Origin of the sequence: Arthrobacter sp. CAN_A2 (assembly GCF_015752045.1) — a bacterium.
Classification (GTDB): domain Bacteria; phylum Actinomycetota; class Actinomycetes; order Actinomycetales; family Micrococcaceae; genus Arthrobacter_D.
Genome location: NZ_JADOUS010000003.1, coordinates 166,235 through 180,077, shown reverse-complemented (window position 1 = coordinate 180,077; position 13,843 = coordinate 166,235). Strand labels below are relative to the sequence as shown.

Annotated in this window: 11 protein-coding genes; 3 read left to right on the top strand and 8 right to left on the bottom strand. The window is 71.0% G+C overall.

All coding sequences use genetic code 11. The features are described from left to right. Positions 1–3: 3 nt before the first annotated feature. A complete protein-coding gene (locus tag IWX63_RS05220; protein ID WP_199277097.1) occupies positions 4–1,308 on the top strand; it encodes a glycosyltransferase 87 family protein in 1,305 nt (434 codons plus the stop codon). Here IWX63_RS05220 and proC read toward each other — a convergent pair. From proC to trhO, 6 genes are all read right to left on the bottom strand, one after another. Next, entirely contained in the window at positions 1,277–2,131 is an 855-nt protein-coding gene (proC, locus tag IWX63_RS05215; protein ID WP_199277096.1) for a pyrroline-5-carboxylate reductase, read from the bottom strand. The genes IWX63_RS05220 and proC overlap by 32 nt on opposite strands. A gap of 234 nt (positions 2,132–2,365) precedes the next feature. Next, entirely contained in the window at positions 2,366–3,163 is a 798-nt protein-coding gene (locus IWX63_RS05210; protein WP_199277095.1) for a sugar phosphate isomerase/epimerase family protein, read from the bottom strand. 1 nt (position 3,164) lies between these two features. Continuing rightward, positions 3,165–4,178, bottom strand: coding sequence for a Ppx/GppA phosphatase family protein (locus IWX63_RS05205; RefSeq protein WP_199277094.1), 1,014 nt, complete (start codon positions 4,176–4,178; stop codon positions 3,165–3,167). 66 nt (positions 4,179–4,244) lie between these two features. Continuing rightward, positions 4,245–6,992, bottom strand: coding sequence for a type I DNA topoisomerase (topA, locus tag IWX63_RS05200; protein ID WP_199277093.1), 2,748 nt, complete (start codon positions 6,990–6,992; stop codon positions 4,245–4,247). Between the two features lie 120 nt (positions 6,993–7,112). Continuing rightward, a complete protein-coding gene (locus IWX63_RS05195; RefSeq protein WP_199277092.1) occupies positions 7,113–8,768 on the bottom strand; it encodes a DUF7059 domain-containing protein in 1,656 nt (551 codons plus the stop codon). Further along, complete coding sequence (trhO, locus tag IWX63_RS05190) at positions 8,768–9,694, bottom strand: oxygen-dependent tRNA uridine(34) hydroxylase TrhO (RefSeq protein ID WP_199277091.1); 927 nt, start codon at positions 9,692–9,694, stop codon at positions 8,768–8,770. The genes IWX63_RS05195 and trhO overlap by 1 nt, the downstream gene beginning before the upstream one ends. 84 nt (positions 9,695–9,778) lie before the next feature. Between trhO and IWX63_RS05185 the strand changes: the two genes are divergently transcribed. Then, positions 9,779–10,429, top strand: a complete 651-nt coding sequence (locus IWX63_RS05185; protein ID WP_199277090.1) for a GNAT family N-acetyltransferase — start codon at positions 9,779–9,781, stop codon at positions 10,427–10,429. A 47-nt stretch (positions 10,430–10,476) separates the two neighbouring features. After that, the gene (locus tag IWX63_RS05180; RefSeq protein ID WP_199277089.1) at positions 10,477–12,897 is read left to right on the top strand and encodes a DEAD/DEAH box helicase; all 2,421 of its coding nucleotides are present in this window, start codon (positions 10,477–10,479) and stop codon (positions 12,895–12,897) included. A gap of 131 nt (positions 12,898–13,028) precedes the next feature. Here the strand turns inward: IWX63_RS05180 and IWX63_RS05175 are convergent, their stop codons facing one another. After that, a complete protein-coding gene (locus IWX63_RS05175) occupies positions 13,029–13,439 on the bottom strand; it encodes an Rv3654c family TadE-like protein (protein ID WP_199277088.1) in 411 nt (136 codons plus the stop codon). Further along, positions 13,432–13,839, bottom strand: a complete 408-nt coding sequence (locus IWX63_RS05170; protein WP_334685654.1) for a TadE family type IV pilus minor pilin — start codon at positions 13,837–13,839, stop codon at positions 13,432–13,434. Before IWX63_RS05170 ends, IWX63_RS05175 begins: the two co-directional genes overlap by 8 nt. Between the last annotated feature and the right edge of the window lie 4 nt (positions 13,840–13,843).

The window sequence follows — 13,843 nt, the reverse complement described above, 5'->3', positions numbered from 1 at the left end:
CGCATGGAGGAGACCACGGGGACGCCGGCGGGGCGGATGCGCGGCCCTGGCGGGTCCCGCCGTCGACCACCCGCCGCAGCTGCGCGATCGGCGGCCGGTCCGTGGTGGGCCGCCGGGTTCGGCGGCGCGCTCGTGCTCGCCGTCGTCGTGCTCGCCGCCCGGATCCACGGCCTCGACCTCTCGGTGTACCGCGAGGGCGCCCTCGCGCTGCTCGGCCGCGCAGGCGACAAGGAACTCTACGACGACGCCCTGATCCAGACCGACACCCGGGGCCTGCCCTTCACCTACCCGCCCTTCGCGGCCCTCCTCTTCGTGCCCCTCGCGCTCGTTCCGGAGGCCCTGGCCCTGGGGATCGTGACCGCCCTGACCTGCGCCTGCCTCGTGGGCGTGGCGGTCGTCGTCGTGCGCTACCTGCGCGCTTCGGGGGTGATGGCGAAGGTGGTGGGGACCCGGGCCGACCGGCGGGGGACCGCCGCCGTCCTGATCGCCGTGCTGCTCATCGGCGTCAGCGGGCCGTGGCGTGAGGGCCTCGGATTCGGCCAGGTCAACGCCCTCCTGATGGTGCTGATCCTCGCCGACCTGCTGCGCTCCACCAGGCTTCCCTCGGGCGTGCTCATCGGCATCGCCGCCGGGATCAAGCTGACACCGCTCGCCTTCGGGCTGGTGTTCCTCGCGCGCCGTGACTGGCGGTCTCTGGCCTGGCTGGCGGTGTCCTTCGCCGCGACGGTGGCCGTCGGCTGGTTCCTGGCGCCCCGCGAGTCGGCGATCTTCTGGCTGGATGCGCTCTTCGACGCCTCGCGGGTGGGGGCGACCGCCGATCTCTACAACGTGTCCCTGAACTCCATCGTGGCCCAGTCCGGCCTGGCCGAGGCCGTGCAGCGCCCCGTCTGGATCCTGGCGTCCCTGGCGGTCATCGCGGTCGGCTACCTGGCGATCCGGCGGGCGGACGAGGACGGCGACAGGCTGCGGGCGATCGCCGCCAACGCCGTCGTCATGCTCGCGATCTCGCCCATCTCGTGGTTCCACCACTGGGTGTGGATCGCCCTGGTGTTCCCGGCAGGCTGGGTCCTCGCCCGGCGGCAGGCGGGCAGCCGACGCGTGCTCGGCCGGGCGCTGCTGGCGCTCCTGGTGCCGGTGATGATGTTCTCCTCGATCACCGTCACCCTCACGCTGACCGGCACGGTCTCCGGTGAGGGATCGCTGTCGCTGCGGCTCTTCACCGGCCTGGGGGTGGTCCTGCCGGTGGCCCTGCTGATCCTGTGGTCCCTCCGACCCGTCAGCCGGCAGGAAGCGTCAGTTCGCGGGTGATCTCCGCGGCGCGCTCCGTGGCGGCGCGTGCCCCGTCCGCGACGATGCCGGGAAGGCCCCGCTCGTCGAAGGTCTCGATGGCGCTCTGCGTGGTGCCGTTGGGGCTGGTCACGGCGCGGCGGAGGGCGGCTGCGTCGGCGCCGTCCTCGGCCAGCATGAAGCCCGCGCCCGCAACGGTCTCCCGGGCGATCAGCGCGGCCAGTCCGGCGTCGAGGCCCAGCGCGACGCCGGCGGCGGCCATGGCCTCCGCCAGGTAGAACGCGTAGGCCGGTCCGGACCCGCTGACGGCGGAGAGGGCGTCCACCTGGTCCTCGGGGATCTCGACGACCATCCCGGCGGCGGCCAGGAGGTCCCGGGCCTGCGCCATCTGCTCGGGGCCGGCCGCGGTCCCGGCGGAGATCGACAGCACTCCCCTGCCGACCCGCGACGGGGTGTTGGGCATCGAGCGGATCACGGGTTGACCGTCGGGCAGGACCGCCTCGATCATCGCGATCGAGACGGCGGCGGCGACGCTGAGGACGACGGCGGCCGGCTTCAGGGACGGTCCGATCTCACGGGCGAGCGCGACGGTACCCGCGGGTTTCACCCCGAGGATGACGATGTCGGCATCCTGCACGGCGGTGGTGTTCGCGGCGTCGTCGTCCGTCGTGGCGAACGCCGTGACGCCGTGCCGCTGCCGGAGCTCCGCCGCACGTTCGGCGCGTCGTACCGTCGCGGTGACCCGCTCGGGGTCGAGGCCGGCGGCGAGGAGGCCGCCCAGGATGGATTCGTTCATGGATCCGCAGCCGAGGAAGGCGATGCGCGGGGTGCCCTGGGTAGTCATGGTCCCATCCTGCCACGGGGCCTCACAGGCTACTGTCAGCCTGTTCCGTGGTGGGGCACAAGGAGGAGCCCTAGTGTTGCGACTACCTCATAAGGGTGCGAGTGATGCGGCCGGAACTTCCTGATCCGGCCCGGCGTCGGTGGCACCGGATGGCTCCCCCACCATCCGGACCGTCCATCGGCGCCATTCCTCGTTCAAGTCCGTGTTCGAATCCTCGGTCGACGGCGCGGCCCGTCAGTGGCCCAGGTGCTCCCGGGCGAAACGCAGCGTCTTCGCGAGCCAGTCCTCGCGCTCCCCGGCGGCCTTGGCACGGCGTGTGCTGACCTCCACGGCGACCACGCCGTCCCACGCCGACTCCGCGAGGTGTCCCAGCGCCTCCGCGCACCGCTGCTGCCCCTGGCCGGGGAGCAGGTGCTCGTCCCTGCCGTTGGGGGTGCCGTCGGTGAGATGCACATGCGCGAGCCTGCTGCCGAGTGTCCGGATCTCCTCGTAGGAGTCCATGCCGGCGATCGCGGCGTGCGAGAAGTCCCAGGTGATGCGCTCGTACGGCTCGGGGATCGGGTTCCAGTGCGGCAGGTAGGCCTTCGCCTCGCGGCCCCGGACCTTCCACGGGTACATGTTCTCGACGGCGATGTCGACGCCGTACTCGGTCGAGATGCGCGCGATGCCCTCGGGGAACTCCTCGGCGTACCCGCTCTGCCAGCGGAACGGCGGGTGGGTGACGACGGTCGTGGCACCCACCTCCGCGGCCATCGCCGCGGACATCTCGATCTTCGTCCAGGCCTTGCCCCAGACCTGCTGGGTCAGGAGCAGGGTCGGAGCATGGATGGCGAGGATCGGGAGCTCGTAGCGTTCGCTCAGCGTGGAGAGCTGGTTGGGGTCCTGGCTCACCGAGTTGTTGGTGACCATCACCTCGACGCCGTCGTACCCGAGGTCCTGGGCCAGCGCGAAGGCGTCGTGGACCGCGAGCGGGTAGACCGACGCGCTGGAGAGCGCGACGGGGATCGAGGGCAGGCTGCCTGCGCGGGGCATGTCAGGCTCCCCGCGCGACGGGGGTGCGTGCTGTCGCATCGAGCTGGGTGTGGCCCACCCCGGCGCCCGGCAGGGGTTCGTCGGCGTCGAACATCTTGGTGTCGAAGCGCCTCAGCAGCAGTCCCTCGCGGAGCGCCCACGGGCAGATGCTGATCGACGGCACGCCGAACAGGTCGAGCGCGGACTCGGCGACGAGCGCGCCGGCGAGCACCTGCGGGGCGCGCAGCTCGGAGACGCCGTCCAGGTGGGTGCGGTCCTCCACGGTCATGGCCGCCAGCCGCTTCGTCCACAGGCTGAGGTCCTCGAGGCGCAGCTCCCGGCGGACGAACGGCCCGGCGGCGGACGGCGCCGCCCCCGCGATCCGCGCCAGGGAGCGGAAGGTCTTCGACGTGCCCGCGACCAGGTGCGGTGTGCCCAGGTGGGCGAACCGGGGCACGGCCTCGCGCAGGGTCGCCCGGATGTAGCGGCGCAGTTCCTTCACGCTCTTGGCCGACGGCGGGTCCCCGTGCAGCCAGTCGCGCGTGAGCCTCCCCGCGCCGAGCGGGACGGAGAGGGCCACCTCGGGCAGCTCGTCCGTGCCCATCGCCATCTCGAAGGAGCCGCCGCCGATGTCGAGGTTGAGGATGGACTCGGAGCCCCAGCCGTACCAGCGGCGTACGGCCTGGAAGGTCACCGCGGCCTCCTGGTCCCCGGACAGCTCCTGGAGGTCGACGCCGGTCTCCCGGCGCACGCGGTCGAGGACCTCCCTGCCGTTGGCGGCCTCCCTGATCGCGGAGGTGCAGAACGCCAGGAAGTCCTCTGCATCGTGGCCTGCCGCGAACTCGCGGGCCTCGCGGACGAAACCGACCAGCTCGTCCTGCCCCCGCCGCGAGATGCTGCCGTCCTCATCCAGGTAGGCGACGAGCTGCAGGGGCCTCTTGTGGCTCGCGAAAGGCACGGGGCGCCCCCCGGGGTGGGCATCCACGAGGAGCAGATGCACCGTGTTCGAGCCTATGTCCAGTACGCCTAGCCGCATTGTTCCCGCGCTTCCAGCTCATCCCCCGCCAACGTTCGTGTGCCCTGCCGTGCCCTGCCGTGCGGGCTACTTGCCTGCGGCGACCTTGCGCTTCGCGGGCGCCCGCCTGGTCGTCTTCTTGGGGGCAGGACCCTTTGCGCGCTTCTCGGCGAGCATGTCGATCGCCTGTTCACGCGTCAGTTCCTCGATCGCCATCGAACCCGGCACCGTGATGTTGGTGTCGCCGTCGGTGATGTAGGCGCCGAACCGGCCGTCCTTGACCACGATCGGCTTCTCGCTCACGGGGTCGTCGCCGAATTCGGCCAGCGGCGGCGTCACGGCGCGGCCGCCGCGCTGCTTGGGCTGCTTGTAGATCTCCAGCGCCTGTTCGAGGGTGATCGTGAAGATCTCCTCCTCCGAGCCGATGGAGCGGGAGTCGCTGCCCTTCTTCAGGTACGGGCCGAACCGGCCGTTCTGCACCGTGACCTCCTTGCCCTCCTCGTCCGTGCCGAGGACCCGCGGCAGGTTCATGAGCTTCAGGGCGTCCTCGAGGCTCACGGTGTCCACGGACATGGAGGTGAAGAGGGACCCGGTCCGCGGCTTGACCTTCGCGGGCTTCTTCGGGGGCTTGGGCTTGCCGTTCTTGAAGTACTCGACCGGCTGGGCGGCCAGTTCCTCCGCGGTCGGCTCGGTGATCAGTTCGATCACGTACGGTCCGTACCGGCCGTCACGGGCCACGACGGTCCGGCCCGTCTCCGCGTCGGTGCCGAGGACCCGCTCCTGGGACGTCGGGGCTTCCATCAGTTCGATGGCCTTCTCCGCCGTCAGCTCGTCCGGCGCGAGCTCCTCGGGGACGTTGGCGCGCTGCGGCTCCGTACCCTCGGGTGCGTCGGCGGGCAGGGGCTTCTCGAGGTACGGCCCGAACTTGCCCACCCGCAGCGTGATGCCCTCGGCGATCTCCACCGAGTTGATGCGCCGCGCGTCGATCTCGCCGAGATCGTTGACGATGGTGTGCAGCCCGGTGTCCTTGCGGTCGCCGTAGTAGAAGCGGTTGAGCCATTCCACCCGGCCCGCCTCGCCGCGCGAGATGCGGTCGAGGTCCTCCTCGAGCTCCGCGGTGAAGTCGTAGTCGACGTAGTCGTTGAAGTGCTCCTCGAGCAGGCGGACGACCGAGAACGCGATCCAGCTCGGCACGAGGGCCTGCCCGCGGGTGCGGACGTAGCCGCGGTCCATGATGGTGGACATCGTCGCGGCATACGTCGACGGACGGCCGATGCCGCGCTCGTCGAGCACCTTGACCAGCGACGCCTCCGTGTAGCGCGGGGGCGGCGACGTCTCGTGGCCGAGGGCCTCGATCGCCGCCGCGCCGAGCGCATCGCCCTTGACGACGTTCGGCAGGCGCGTGCCCTGGGCGTCGTCGTCCGTGGCGTCCTCGTTGCGGCCGGCGTCGCGGCCCTCCTCGTAGGCGGCCATGAAGCCGCGGAAGGTGATGACGGTGCCGGAGGCGGAGAATTCCGCGTCCCGGCCGTCGGCGCTCTTCGCGCCGAGGCGCAGCGACGCCGTCGAGCCCTTGGCGTCGGCCATCTGCGAGGCGACGGTGCGCTTCCAGATCAGTTCGTAGAGGCGGAACTCGTCGCCGCGCAGGGACTGGGCGACCTGCGCGGGGGTCCGGAAGGAATCACCGGAGGGGCGGATGGCCTCGTGGGCCTCCTGCGCGTTCTTGGCCTTGCCCTTGTAGACACGCGGGGACTCGGGCACGTATTCGGGACCGTACAGTTCCGAGGCCTGGCGCCGGGCGGCGTTGATGGCCTGGTCGGAGAGCGCCGACGAGTCGGTACGCATGTACGTGATGTAGCCGTTCTCGTACAGCCGCTGCGCCACCTGCATGGTGACCTTCGAGCTGAAGCGCAGCTTGCGGGCCGCCTCCTGCTGCAGGGTCGAGGTCGTGAACGGTGCGGCGGGACGGCGCGTGTAGGGCTTGGTCTCGACGGAGCGCACCGCGAAGACAGCACTCTCGAGCCCGGTGACGAGCGAGCGTGCGGCCTCCTCGTCGAGCCGGACCACGCTGGCGGCCTTCAGCTCGCCGCGGTCGGAGAAGTCCTTGCCGGAGGCGATCCGGCTGCCGTCGACGGCCACGAGCTTGGCGGGGAAGGTGCTGCCCTTGCTCGCGTCCTCGGGGGTGAAGGTGCCGGTCAGGTCCCAGTACGACGCCGTGCGGAACGCCATGCGCTCACGTTCCCGTTCCACGACGAGGCGGGTCGCGACGGACTGCACGCGGCCGGCGGACAGGCCGCGTGCCACCTTGCGCCACAGCACCGGGGAGATCTCGTAGCCGTAGAGGCGGTCGAGGATGCGCCGGGTCTCCTGGGCGTCGACCATCGGGATGTCGACGTCGCGCAGCTCACCCATGGCGCGCGTCACCGCTTCCTTGGTGATCTCGCCGAAGGTCAGCCGGTAGACGGGGACCTTCGGCTTCAGGACCTGCAGCAGGTGCCAGGCGATGGCCTCGCCCTCGCGGTCGTTATCAGTGGCCAGGTAGAGCTCGTCGGCGTCCTTCAGGGCGGCCTTCAGCTCGGCGACGGTCTTCCGCTTGTCCGGGGAGACCACGTAGTAGGGCTCGAAGTCCTTGTCGAGATCCACCGCGAACTTGCCCACCGACGACTTCTTCAGCTCGGCCGGAAGGTCGGAGGGCTGGGGGAGGTCGCGGATGTGCCCCATGGACGCGGCGACCTGGAAACCCTCGCCGAGGTAGCCCGAGATGCTCTTGATCTTGCTGGGGGACTCAACGATGACGAGCTTCTTGCCGTGCTTCTTGTCCGTGGCCTTGGTCGGCACTTCTCTCCTATATATACGGGTGAATGCCGCGGCAGATCCTGGATATCCGGTCCGGATCCCGCTGCCGGGCTCACCTCACAGTATGCGCCATGAGTACCTGCACAAGAGTAATGGCAGGTTTCAGGCGGCCGGAAGGAGGAAGCCCTCGCGGACGAGGTGCTCGACATCGAGCAGCAGTTCCGTGGTGAATGCCGCGTCGGGCCTGTCCAGCAGCATGGCGAGGGCTCCCGCGATCTGCCCGGCCGTGAGATCGCCGTCGCACGCGGAGGCGAACCCGGCCAGTTCCGTGCTGAGCAGGCTGGTCCGCCGGAGGCCGGCACCCTGCCGCAGCAGGATGACGCCGGGGTGCTCGGCGCCGGGCCGCTGGTGGCGTTCCTCGGTGACGTCCTCGGCGACGAGCAGGAACTCGTCGGCGATGCCGATCCCGGACGCGGCCTGCTCGGTGTGGGCGGCGAGCCAGTCGCTGCGGCCGATCGCCGCGGCGAGGTGCGGGCCCACGGGCTGTTCGATGTCGTGGGTGATCTCCTCGAGCGTCACCCGGACGAGGTCGCTCGGAGTCCGGGGGCGCCTCAGCCAGACGGACCCGAACCCGATGCCCTCGACGTCCCGGGCGGCGAAGTCGGCCAGATAGGCGGCAAAGCTCGCCACGTAGGCCTCGCGGTCGCGGTTCTCCGCGGCGTCCCGCAGCCAGGTCTCGGCGTACTGGACCGGCGTCAGCTGCTCGCGCTGGATGATCCACGCGTCGACGCCCGGCGGCACGAACCCCCGGATGCGGCGGTCCCACGGCGTCCCCTCGGTGATCTCCCAGTTGCCGAGCAGTTGCGCCGCGCCGCCCGGCGTGAGGACGCCCGGCAGCTCCCGCACCAGCGTGCTGACGATGGCGTCGCCTGCGAGTCCGCCGTCCCGGTAGGTGTACGCCTGCTCCGGACCACCCGTGCGGGGCGTGATCACGAAGGGCGGGTTGGACACCACGAGGTCGAACCGCTCCCCGCGCACCGGGTCGAGGAGGCTGCCGAGCCGGAGGCTGACCCGCGTGCCGGCCCGTTCGGGATCGATGCCCAGCGCGGGAGCGTTCAGGAGGAGATTGAAGCGGGCGAAGGCGAGGGCCCGGTCCGAGATGTCGGTCAACGTCACGTGGCCGGCGTGCGCCAGCAGGTGGAACGCCTGGATGCCGCAGCCCGCCCCCAGGTCCAGGGCCCGATCGACCGGCGTCCTCATGACGGTCTGGGCGAGGGTCAGCGAGGCTCCGCCGATCCCGAGGACGTGGTCGTGGCGCAGGGGTCCGGGACGCTGCTCCGAGCCGAGGTCGCTCGCCACCCAGAGGTTGCCGCCGACGTCCGAGCCGTAGGGGCGGAGTTCGACGGCGGCACGCCAGTGGCGCGCGGCAGCGGGGTCCGCTGCTCCGGCCGTGCTGGTCCCCGTCACGCGTTCGATGAGCCTCAGCCGCTCGAGGCCCCCCACACCGCTGGCGGGGAAGGCCTGTCCGAGCTCCTGCTCCGTCACGGTCTCGCCGAGCAGCCAGAGCAGCACGGGGACGGCGCGTGCGGTGTCACCGGACCCGGTGGGGCGACGGCATTCCAGCAGGGCCGGGACCAGCTGGCCCCGGCCGAGGGCCGCGCACGCCGCCGCCCCGAGGAAGGCGTCGACGCCGTCGACCGTGTATTCGAGGGATGTCAGGTCGGCGGCCAGTGCCGCGAGCGCAGCGAGGTCCCCGCTCGACGGTGCGGACGCGACGTCGTCGTCGAACTCCGGCCAGGCCGGGGTATCCGCCGGCATCAGGCGGCACCCGCGGCCGTCGCCTCGGCCTCGTCCGACTCGCAGCCCTGGGGGCAGCGCAGGGTCGAGGGATCGGCCGCGCAGGCGGCGCAGTACAGGGTGAGGTTGCGGCAGGACTGGTTGGAGCAGTTCTCGAACTTGTTGGTCGGCGCCTGGCAGCGCACGCACTTGCCGATCGTCACGGCGTCGTCGCTGAACTCGAGGTGCATCCGCTTGTCGAAGACATACAGCGACCCCTCCCACAGTCCGCCGTCCCGGTACGTCTCGCCGTAACGGACGATCCCGCCGTCGAGCTGGTAGACCTCCTGGAAGCCCCGGCTGACCATGAGGCTGGACAGCACCTCGCAGCGGATGCCGCCCGTGCAGTAGGTGACCACGGGTTTGTCCTTCAGGTCGTCGTACTTGCCCGAGTCGAGTTCGCGGACGAAGTCGTGCGTGGTCCGGACGTCGGGGACGACGGCCCCCTTGAAGCGGCCGATCTGCGCCTCGAGCGCGTTCCGCCCGTCGAAGAAGACGACCTCCTCCCCCACCTCGCGCCTGGCGTCGACGAGCGCGTGCAGTTCCTCCGGGCCGAGGTGGATGCCGCCGCCCACGACGCCGTCCTCATCGACCTTCAGCTCACCGGGGGCTCCGAACGAGACGATCTCGTCGCGCACCTTGACGCTGAGCCGCGGGAAGTCCTCCGCGCCGCCGTCGGACCATTTGATCTCCAGGCCCTTGAAGGCCGGGTACTCGCGCGTGGTCCTGACGTACTGCTTCACCGCGCCGATCTCGCCGCCCACGGTTCCGTTGATCCCGTCCTTCGAGATGAGGATCCTGCCGCGCAGCCCCCACTTCTCACAGAGCGCCCGCTGCCACAGCCTGACGGCCTCGGGATCGGGCAGGGGTGCAAACGCGTAATACAGGGCAATCCGGTTCATCGACACGGTTCAAAGCCTACGTCGCGACGCAAAACCGTCACCTCCCGGCCTCCTATATCATCGGCGGCGCCGGAGAACTATCGTCAGCACATGAACGCTCATGCAGACGACCAACTTCTCCAGACCTGGATCACGGGATGGTCCAGATGCCGGGGCTACGAGCGTCACGAGGACGGACGCAGCACCTCCGTCCTGCTCACCGACCAGCAGGACGAGACCGAGCATTTCCTGTTCGAACCGGCGACCGACCGGTTCCTCGAGCTGGCAGCCGACACGAAACGGGACCCGACACGGGTCCTGACGGTTGTCACCAACCGGATGCGGGAGCTGATCGATGCGGCGCTCCCGCTCGGCATGCGCGTCACCGACCGGCAGCAGGCCCTGATGAGCGTCGACATGAGCGGGCAGGACGTCGAGGATCCGCGCCCTCCCGGCGACGACTACACGCTGGAACGTGCCAGCGACGGCGGCTGCCGCCGTGTCCTGGTGCGGGCCCACGGGGAGCTCGCGGCCCGTGGGTCCGTGGCTGCCGTGGACGACTACGCGGTCTATGACCGCATCATCACGGAGGAGGGCTTCCGACGGCGGGGTCTGGGCAGCTTCGTCATGCGGGCGCTCACCGCCGGGGTCCTGGAGGACGACGTCACCACGGGCCTGCTCCTGGCCTCGGCCGACGGCCGTGCACTCTACGAGTTCCTCGGCTGGGAGCATCTCGCCGACGTGTTCGTCATCAGAGGATAAGACGCTTTTCCGCGGTTCCGCCCGGGAGCCGATGGGAGAATGGCCCGGTGGCTGCGCGCGATTCCCTCATCCCCCTGCTCGGGGGTGGACCCGACCCTGAGCAGCTGCTGCATGTCCGCGAGATTCCCGCACGCGACGCGGTGAACGCCCCGTGGCCCGACTGGGCTCATCCGGACGTGGTCGAGGCGTTCACCCGGCGCGGCGTGCACCAGCCGTGGCGTCACCAGGTGGAGGGCGCCACGTCCGCCCACGACGGCGCGCACACCATCATCGCGACGGGGACCGCCTCCGGGAAGTCCCTCTGCTACCAGTTGCCGGTGCTCGACGAGATCCACCGCAGCGAGCTGCTGGACCGCGCCACGCTGGCCCCAACCGGGTCCGTGGCCCTGTACCTGGCCCCCACGAAGGCGCTGGCCGCCGACCAGCTGTCGGCCGTCAACGCGCTGCACCTCCCCACGGTCCGCGCCGAGACCTACGACGGCGACACGGAGTCGGGCGCCCGGCGCTGGATCCGCGACCATGCGAACCTGGTCCTCGCGAACCCCGACATGCTCCACTACGGCATCCTGCCCAACCACACCTGGTGGGCGCGCTTCTTCCGCCGGCTGAAGTATGTGATCATCGACGAGGCCCACAGCTACCGTGGCGTGTTCGGGTCGCACGTCGCGAATCTCCTGCGGCGCCTGCGGCGGGTCTGCGCGAGCTACGGCGCCGACCCCGTGTTCATCGGGGCGTCGGCGACGTCGGCGGCACCCGCCGCGTCCTTCGGCAAGCTGATCGGCGCCCCCGCGCGCGCCGTCGACCAGGACAGTTCGCCGCACGGCTCCACGACGGTCGCATTCTGGGAGCCGCAGCTCACCGGCAAGAAAGGCGAGAACGGGGCCCCCACCCGGCGGACCGTGATCGCCGAGACCTCGGACCTCCTGGCCAACCTCGTCTCCTCCTCCGTGCGGACCATCGCGTTCATCAAGTCCAGGCGGGGCGCGGAGAGTATCGCGCAGACCTCGCGGCGGATGCTCGAGGACGTGCACCCGAGCCTGCCGCACCGCATCGCCGCCTACCGTTCGGGGTACCTGCCGGAGGAGCGGCGCGCCCTCGAGGCGTCGCTGCGCAGCGGTGAACTGCTGGGCGTGGCGAGCACCTCGGCACTCGAACTCGGGATCGACATCTCCGGCCTCGATGCCGTCCTCGTGGCGGGATGGCCGGGAACCCGCGCGTCGCTGATGCAGCAGATCGGCCGCGCGGGCCGCTCCGGCCAGGACGCCATCGCGGCTTTCGTGGCGAGCGACGACCCCCTGGACACCTACCTGGTCCACCATCCGGAAGCGGTGTTCGACCTCGCCGTCGAGGCCACCGTCTTCGATCCGTCGAACCCGTACGTGCTCGGCCCGCACCTCTGCGCCGCGGCGGCCGAGCTGCCGCTGACCGAGAAGGACCTCCAGTTGTTCGGCCCCACCTCCGAGGACCTGCTGGGCACCTTGTGCGAGCAGGGCTTCCTGCGGCGCCGCCCCGCCGGCTGGTTCTGGACGCACCCGCAGAGTGCCGCCGGGATGGTGAGCCTGCGTGCTGACGGCGGTGGTCCGATCAACATCGTGGAGGCCGAGTCCGGGGCCCTGCTCGGGACGATGGATTCGCCGCAGAGCCACTACCAGGCGCACCCCGGCGCCGTGTACGTGCACCAGGGCCGGACGTACGTCGTCCAGGATCTCGACGAGGAGGGCCACTGCGCCGTGGTGGCCCGGGCCCACCCGGACTACTACACGCAGGCCCGGGACGTCACGCAGATCGAGGTCATCGACCGGGACGTGAGCCAATTGTGGGGCGGCGTCCTCGCGAGTTTCGGCGATGTGAAGGTGACGACCCAGGTGGTGTCCTTCCAGCGCAAGGCCTTCTCCTCGAACGAGATCCTCGGCGAGGAGCCGCTCGACCTGGCCGCGCGCGACCTCTTCACGAAAAGCGTCTGGTTCGAGATCAGCCCGGAGCTGCTCGAGGCCGAAGGTATCCTCGCCGAGGAACTCCCGGGGGCGCTCCATGCCGCCGAGCACGCAGCGATCGGGCTGCTTCCGCTGGTCGCGTCGAGTGACCGCTGGGACATCGGGGGTGTGTCGACGGCCCTGCACGCCGACACCGGCCTGCCGACCATCTTCGTGTACGACGGCCACCCCGGGGGCGCTGGCTTCGCCGAGCGGGGGTTCGAGGCCGCCCGCACCTGGCTGTCGGCGACCCGGGACGCCATCGAAGCATGCGAGTGCGAGTCCGGCTGCCCCTCCTGCGTCCAGTCCCCGAAATGCGGCAACCGGAACAACCCGTTGAGCAAGGGCGGGGCCGTGGCGGTGCTGTCCCTGATCCTGCAGCAGGCCGCCGGCAGCGTCGCGCCCGGCACCTCCGGCACGTCCGGCACCTCCGGCACGTCCGGATCGGATGAGCCCTCGGCCCTGGACACCGGGGCCAGGAGCGGCGGGGCCTGACGTCCCGGGTCGGCCGCATTCAGCAGGACGCCGAGGTCGGGCCGTCGCCGCCGGACGTCACCTATCCGGCCGTCGCCGTAGGTACCCCGCGCGCAGACGGTCCTGACCGGATGTTCCGCTCGCGGCAGCCCTCACGGCGGCGGTCCGGCCCGTGCCGCGCCCACGGCATCCGGTAACAGTCCCGGCACACCCACGGACACCCGGATGACGGCGGTCCCCGGGCCGGTTGCACCGATCTCGCAGTCCTCGACCACGGCCCTGTGCTGTTCCGCGACCGTCGCGGCCGCAGAACAGGGGTCCTCGGAGGACAGTCCCCGGGCGGCGTCCGCGGCTGCGAGCGCCGCGAGGTCGGCCGCCGTCGCCGCCTTCGAAGCCGCTGATGCCGCCTGGAGCAGGAGTGCCGCCGACGCGACCAGCAGCAGCGCCAGGAGGGCGAGCGCGCCCATCAGGATCGTGCCGGCGCCCCTCTCGGGATCTCCGTGTCTCCGCCGCACCGCATGACCCTGCCGATCATCCTGCGCGTTATCCTGCGAATCACCCATCGTCTTCCTTCCTTCCCGAGGCCGATGCGCGCAATTCGATGTCCACGAGTTCGACGAGGGGACCCTCGACCCGCGCCCGCACCTCGACGGTCGTCCACTGACCGTCGGACGCCACCTGCGCCACGGCGGTGTCCCCGGCGAGGCGTTGCACGGTCTGTTGCACGCTCGCGCTGCTCTCGCCCCGCATCACCTCGCGGGCCCCGGCCCGCGCGGCCTCTTCCAGGCGCAGCTGCACCGTGCCCACGTGGGCTGTCGCGAGCAGGAGCGCGAGCAGGACGACCAGGGCGGGGAGCACGACGGCGACCTCGGCGGTGACGGATCCTCGCTGCGCACCCCGCACACGTCGCGTTCGGGCGCCGCGCCGGCGGGCGTCCCGGAGGAGCGTTCCGAGGCGTGGCACGAAG